The sequence below is a fragment of the Paraburkholderia sp. genome, from assembly GCF_034668105.1.
Classification (GTDB): Bacteria; Pseudomonadota; Gammaproteobacteria; order Burkholderiales; family Burkholderiaceae; genus Paraburkholderia.
The window spans coordinates 1-6,376 of record NZ_JAXDPY010000142.1 but is presented as its reverse complement, the minus strand read 5'-3'; the positions used below and the strand labels follow the sequence as shown (position 1 = coordinate 6,376).

Here is a 6,376-nt window from a genome sequence, read left to right as displayed (position 1 = left end):
CTCGCGCAGACGCACCAGATCCGGCGCCTCGAGGTAGGCGAGGAAAGGCAGGCCGTCGAGCGTGGCTTGCCAAAGGGCGTCGTCGATCGCGTAATCGCGCAGCGCGCGGTCGCGGCGGCGCGTGCCGAACCATTGAGTGAGTTTCGAGAGCATGGCGTGATGAAACCCTTAGTCGATCCGTTTTTGCCACGCGGCGAAGAGGCCGCCGCATATCGCAATGCCGAGCAGGAAGGTGAAGCCATCCAGCGAGGCGAGGAAGCTTGCCTGCTGCGCAACCGTGCGGCTGATCTCCACGATCGCAAGCGAATGCGCCTCGGAAGGCGAGCGGCCGGCGGCGCTGAAGCCGCTAGTCAGCGCCGCGAGCGAATTCTGGAGCACCGGATTGTACGGATTCACGAACTCCGCGAGGCGCGCTTGATGCAGCGCCTGCCGATGTTGTTCGACGATGATCACCGAGGCCGTCGCGAACGAGATCGTCAGTTGCCGGACGATGTTTTTCAGCCGGTAGCCATGCGTGAACTCCTCGATGGCGAAGATTCTAAACGTTAGATTGGCGACCGGCAGCACGATGAACAGCAACAGCAAGCCGCGCAGCAGCAGCGGCACGATCAGCGCGGCTTCGCCCACGCCCGGCGACATGCGAGTCATCCACGCCGCGGCGAACGCGGCCACCGCGAAGCCTGGCACGATGATCCACTTCTTGCGCGGCAGAAGCTTTGCGTAACGCAGGTAGACGAACAGCGCGCTCGCCGAAATCAACGACGTCACACCGACCAGTTGCCCGGTATTTTCGACCGGATAGCCGAGGCCGCTCTCGAGAAAGCGCGACGTCAGATAGCTGAATACTGTCGAGATGAAGTAGTAGAACATGTACAGCACGAGTCCGACCTGAAAGACCTTTTCGCGCAGCGCATGCAGGCGCATCAGCGGCGCCGGATGATGCCATTGCTGGTAAGCGAACCAGCCGAGCGCGACGATGCCCATGACCGTCAGCAGAATCAGCCCTGGCGAGGCGCTGAACAGCTGAAACCGCACTTGCTGCATCACGATTTGCAGCGCGCCTTGCGCGAACGCGAAGATCAGATAAGGCCAGAAGTGCGCAGCGCCACGTTCTTCCGGCAAGCGGTCGCCGGTGTCGGGCAGCGCAAGCAGCGCAAGGACCGCAAACAGCACACCGACGGGCGCGGTGCAGGCGAACAGCGCACGCCAGTCGAAATGCGCGACCAGTTGGCCGCCGATCAGCGGCGCAAGCGCACTGCTCAGAACGATCAGCACCAGAAAAGCACGGGTTGCCGCGGGTCGCTGCTGCGGCGTGAAGCTCATCTGGATCAGGATGCGGCAGGTGCCCATCATCGGGCCGATGAAGTAGCCCTGGAAGCCGCGCGCGAATGCGAGTTCGATCGACGACTCGCACAAGGTGGCGGCGATCGCCGCTGCTGAATAGAGCAGCATGCAGCCGGCCACGTAGCGCCGGTAACCGAAGCGCTCGACCCACCATTGCTGCTGCAGAATGCCGAGCACGGCCGCGACCGCATAGGCGCTCGACGCCCACACCAGTTCGTCGGGCGACGCGTTGATGCCGCCCGCGATGTAGCTGATGAAGAACGAAAAAATCGTGTTGTCGAAATAGTCGAGTCCCGTGACGACGGCCAGCACCCACGGGAAAAAATCGCCGCGCAGTTTCTCGACGCTGAACAACGGTGCGCGGGATGTCGCGGTGCTCATGCGGAGGGATCCGGAGCGGAGTCGGGCGCGGCTTCATCCTGTGGCTTTTTGCGTCTTCCTTGCGACCTGGCGGTCGCGTTGGCGTGCGCCGCGCGGCGCTGCTCGAGCAACGCGTCCGCGTTTTCTCCGGCGAGACGTCGTTCGAGATAGTCGAGGTCGGGGCTAAGCTCGGCGCGCAGCTTTTGCGCTTCCTTGAGTTCGCGGCGCATGGTTTCGATGCGGGTATCGAGTGCTTCGACTTGCTCTGAGAGGGCGTCGCGAATCTGCTGCAGCGATTCGGTGGAGTAACGATGGCCGCCTTCCACCGGTTCGAGCGGACGCTTGAGCATTTCGGTGATGCCTTGCAGCGAGAAGCCGAGCGAACGCAGACGCAGGATGCGGCCGAAGCGCTGCAGGTCTCCCTCGTCGTAGAGGCGGTAGCGGCCTTCGCTGCGGGTAGGCGAGACAAGGCCGCGCTCTTCGTAGTACTTCAGCGTGCGCGGCGTGACGCCGAGGCGTTCAGCGGCGTCGCGAACGGTGAGCAGGGCGGGTGGGTCCTTTGGCATAAGCGTGTGATGGACATAACGGACTGACGATAGTGTACTCCAACGTGTACGTTCACGTACATGTTATCGGGATAAGCACCTCGCTCGGGCAAAATCTGGCGGGACCTGACAGACGAAAAAAAACCGCTCGTTTCTGGCGAGCGGCCTTCTTATGCGGTGAAGATGACGCGGCAAATACGGCTATTCGGCACGACGCCTTAGCTGCCGCCGCCACGACGCATCATGTCGAAGAACTCGGAGTTGCTCTTCGTCTGCCGAATCTTGTCGAGCAGGAATTCCATCGACTCGACTTCGTCCATGTCGTGAATGAACTTGCGCAGCACCCAGATCTTTTGCAGGACTTCGGGCTTGATCAGCAGTTCTTCACGGCGCGTGCCGGACTTGTTCAGGTTGATCGACGGATAGACGCGCTTTTCAGCCAGGCGACGCTCCAGGTGCACTTCCATGTTGCCGGTGCCCTTGAACTCTTCGTAGATCACGTCGTCCATGCGGCTGCCGGTTTCGATCAGCGCCGTGCCGATGATGGTGAGCGAGCCGCCTTCCTCGATATTGCGCGCGGCCCCGAAGAAACGCTTCGGACGTTGCAGCGCGTTGGCGTCGACACCACCCGTCAGCACCTTTCCGGAAGCCGGCACGACGGTGTTGTAAGCACGCGCGAGACGCGTGATCGAGTCGAGCAGAATCACGACGTCGTTCTTCATTTCGACGAGGCGCTTGGCTTTCTCGATCACCATTTCGGCGACTTGCACGTGACGCGCAGCCGGTTCGTCGAACGTGGAGGCGATTACTTCGCCGGCCACGGAACGCTGCATTTCGGTCACTTCTTCCGGGCGTTCGTCGATCAGCAGCACGAACAGCACGACATCCGGGTGGTTTTGCTTAATCGCGTGCGCGATGTGTTGCAGCATCACGGTCTTGCCGGACTTTGGCGACGCCACCAGCAGGCCGCGCTGGCCCTTACCGATCGGCGCGATCATGTCGATGATGCGGCCCGTGACGTTTTCCTCGCCACGCATTTCACGTTCGAGCAGCAGCACCTTGTTCGGGTGCAGCGGCGTCAGATTTTCGAACATGATCTTGTGCTTCGAGGCTTCCGGCGGCTGACCGTTGACCTTGTCCACCTTCACCAGAGCGAAATAGCGCTCGCCGTCTTTCGGCGTACGCACTTCGCCTTCGATCGTGTCGCCCGTGTGCAGGTTGAAGCGGCGGATTTGCGACGGGCTGATGTAAATATCATCCGTGCTGGCGAGATACGAGGTTTCCGGCGACCGCAGGAAGCCGAAGCCATCCGGCAGCACTTCAAGCGTGCCGTCGCCGAAGATCGTGTCGCCCGTTTTGGCTCGTTTTTTTAGAATGGCAAACATCAATTCCTGCTTGCGCAGGCGGTTTGCACTTTCGATCTCGAGGCCATTGGCCATCTCGATCAATTCGGACACGTGCAGAGTCTTAAGCTCGGATAAATGCATACGGAGAACCCGCAGGAGAAGGTGCGACGAAATGAAATCTGGGAGGAGAGTGAGCGGAACCGCTCAAGGACTTACACGTCTTTTCGACGTTTTGCGGATTCTAGCATAGCACACGCCAATTTCCGCCAGTGCGACGGGATGGCATCTTTCTTATTAAGCGTGTTGCCGGTTGACAACAGGCTCAAGACGGCGCGCCCGAAGGTCTTGAGGACCCGCAGCGCGCCGATGCGACCGCTTTACAGATTGCCGTCGAGGAATGCGGTGAGTTGCGACTTCGACAATGCGCCGACCTTCTGCGCGGCGACAGCGCCGTTCTTGAAGAGGATCAGCGTGGGGATGCCGCGCACGCCAAACTTGACCGGCGTCGATTGATGTTCGTCGACGTTGATCTTGGCGATTTGCAGGCGATCAGCGTAATCCTTGGCGACTTCGTCGAGGATCGGCGCGATCATCTTGCACGGACCGCACCATTCAGCCCAGAAGTCGAGCAGCACGGGTTTATCGGATTTCACGACGTCCTGTTCGAACGATGCGTCGCTAATATGCTTGATTGATTCGCTCATTGTATGAATACCTCTATCGGTTCGAGGCCCGCCTGAATTGCTCGCCACGATACGTCAAAATCTAGGGAAACTTCCGTTCGCTTTGCCGCATCGGAGCCTTATCTGCGCACGCTTGAAAGAGCTGAAAGGCCCATTCCGAAATGCGCAGAAAGCTCGCGTTTGCGGGTCATCCGTACGGCAGTTTAGCTTAATTCGCTATGCGTTGCCGGTGGTGATAGTACTCATCAAGGGCAGTGGGGCCAATGGCTGCCGGTGAAGCGCCACCTCTCTTTGATAGTCGCGACGCAGCTTATCTGGTGGCTGGCAGCGCAAACACAAGAGCGCCGAACACATGGAGTCGGAGTACCGCCCATAGGTGTGAAGCTCCTGATTCGGCGGGTCGATGTCATTTTGGTCGTATAAGAGTCGCGCGGCGAGCCAAGCGGTGATAGAATGTTTCGTGACGGGCCTCCTCGCATGGAGGGATGGTCAACCTGGTCAGGTCGGGAACGAAGCAGCCACAGCCGTTTTCCACCAGTGCCGAGGGTCGGGCTCGTCACCTTCCTTTTTTGTTTTCCTCTGCCGTATCTCCCCATCTTCTGTTTACCCCAGGCGCTGTCGTACAGACGCTATGGTGGCCTCGCAGTGGCATTTTCCGCGCGCTTCATCTATTTTTTTCTATCGGTCCGTTAGCCTGTTTCAATGAAGCGGCAACGCACGTTCGCGCGCTTTCTCGAATCGGTTTTGCGCGCCATTGTTACTGATACAATTTCCGGATGACCTATCAAGTTCTCGCACGCAAATGGCGGCCGAAGGATTTCGCTTCGCTCGTCGGACAGGAGCACGTGGTGCGCGCGCTCACGCACGCGCTCGACGGTGGCCGTCTGCATCATGCCTATTTGTTTACCGGCACTCGCGGCGTCGGCAAAACCACGCTGTCGCGCATCTTCGCCAAGGCGCTGAATTGCGAGACCGGCGTGACTTCCACGCCGTGCGGCGTGTGCCGCGCATGCCGGGAGATCGACGAAGGGCGGTTTGTCGATTATGTCGAGATGGACGCGGCGAGTAATCGCGGGGTCGACGAAATGGCGGCGCTGCTGGAGCGCGCCGTGTACGCACCGGTTGATGCGCGCTTCAAGGTCTACATGATCGACGAAGTGCACATGCTGACCAACCACGCTTTCAACGCGATGTTGAAGACGCTGGAAGAGCCGCCTTCGCACGTCAAATTCATTCTTGCTACCACCGATCCGCAGAAGATTCCGGTCACGGTGCTGTCGCGCTGTCTGCAGTTCAATCTGAAGCAGATGCCGGCCGGGCATATTGTGTCGCATCTCGAGCATATTCTCGGCGAAGAGCAGGTGCCGTTCGACGCCCAGGCATTGCGCCTGCTCGCGCGCGCAGCCGACGGCTCGATGCGCGACGCGCTCTCGCTGACCGATCAGGCAATCGCCTATTCGGCCAATCAGGTGAATGAAGAAGCGGTGCGCGGCATGCTGGGCGCGCTGGATCAAAGCTATCTGATTCGCCTGCTCGACGCGCTGGCCGACGGTGACGGCGCCGCCGTGCTGGCGGTCGCGGACGAGATGGCATTGCGCAGCCTGTCGTTTTCGACGGCGTTGCAGGATTTGTCAAGCTTGCTGCACCGGATCGCGTGGGCGCAGTTCGCGCCGTCGTCGGTGCTGGACGAGTGGCCGGAAGCGGGTGATCTGCGCCGGTTTGCCGATGCGTTGAGCGCCGAGCAGGTGCAGTTGTTCTATCAGATTGCGACCATCGGCCGAAGCGAACTGGGTCTTGCGCCGGACGAGTACGCCGGTTTCACGATGACGCTGTTGCGCATGCTGGCGTTCGAACCGGCGCCTACGGGCGGTGGTGGAGGCGCGGCTGCGGCGCATCCGGCAGGACCGGCCGGTGCCAGGCGCGCGGGCTCGCCGGTGGTAGCCGCGCAGCGGGCGGGAGCAGTGGGGGCGACGGCAGCTGTGCAGCCGGCGGGAGTGGTGGGGTCGACGGTAGCTGCGCAGCCGGCGGCCGCGTCGTCGCATACGGCTGAAGCAATTGCCGCCGTGCCGGTGCGCTCCGCAAATCCACAGGCGCGAGC

General features: G+C 60.9%; 5 protein-coding genes and 1 other RNA gene. 2 read left to right on the top strand and 4 right to left on the bottom strand.

Translation table 11 applies throughout. From position 1 onward, the window contains the following. Positions 1-168: 168 nt before the first annotated feature. The 4 genes from QOC89_RS06595 to trxA all read right to left on the bottom strand — a co-directional run bounded on the left by QOC89_RS06595 (position 169) and on the right by trxA (position 4,299). Positions 169-1,725 carry an MFS transporter gene (locus QOC89_RS06595; protein WP_323044286.1) on the bottom strand — a complete coding sequence of 519 codons (1,557 nt, stop codon included), beginning with the start codon at positions 1,723-1,725 and terminating at the stop codon, positions 169-171. Continuing rightward, positions 1,722-2,270: a MerR family transcriptional regulator gene (locus tag QOC89_RS06590; protein WP_323044285.1), complete on the bottom strand. Its 549-nt coding sequence runs from the start codon at positions 2,268-2,270 to the stop codon at positions 1,722-1,724. The genes QOC89_RS06595 and QOC89_RS06590 overlap by 4 nt, the downstream gene beginning before the upstream one ends. Before the next feature lie 197 nt (positions 2,271-2,467). Further along, on the bottom strand, positions 2,468-3,736 hold the full coding sequence (gene rho, locus QOC89_RS06585) for a transcription termination factor Rho (RefSeq protein ID WP_006048863.1): 1,269 nt from the start codon (positions 3,734-3,736) through the stop codon (positions 2,468-2,470). A gap of 236 nt (positions 3,737-3,972) precedes the next feature. Beyond that, entirely contained in the window at positions 3,973-4,299 is a 327-nt protein-coding gene (gene trxA, locus QOC89_RS06580) for a thioredoxin TrxA (protein ID WP_054039468.1), read from the bottom strand. Between the two features lie 441 nt (positions 4,300-4,740). Here trxA and ffs point away from each other — a divergent pair. Beyond that, positions 4,741-4,839: signal recognition particle sRNA small type (ffs, locus tag QOC89_RS06575), an RNA gene on the top strand. A gap of 215 nt (positions 4,840-5,054) precedes the next feature. After that, positions 5,055-6,376 (top strand): DNA polymerase III subunit gamma/tau (gene dnaX / locus QOC89_RS06570; protein ID WP_323044284.1); only part of this gene is annotated, 1,322 nt, incomplete at its 3' end.

Bases quoted from the DNA above. Each gene is read 5' to 3' on its own strand.
- trxA (WP_054039468.1), bottom strand. From the start codon at position 4,299: ATGAGCGAATCAATCAAGCATATTAGCGACGCATCGTTCGAACAGGAC.
- QOC89_RS06595 (WP_323044286.1), bottom strand. From the start codon at position 1,725: ATGAGCACCGCGACATCCCGCGCACCGTTGTTCAGCGTCGAGAAACTG.
- rho (WP_006048863.1), bottom strand. From the start codon at position 3,736: ATGCATTTATCCGAGCTTAAGACTCTGCACGTGTCCGAATTGATCGAG.
- QOC89_RS06590 (WP_323044285.1), bottom strand. From the start codon at position 2,270: ATGCCAAAGGACCCACCCGCCCTGCTCACCGTTCGCGACGCCGCTGAA.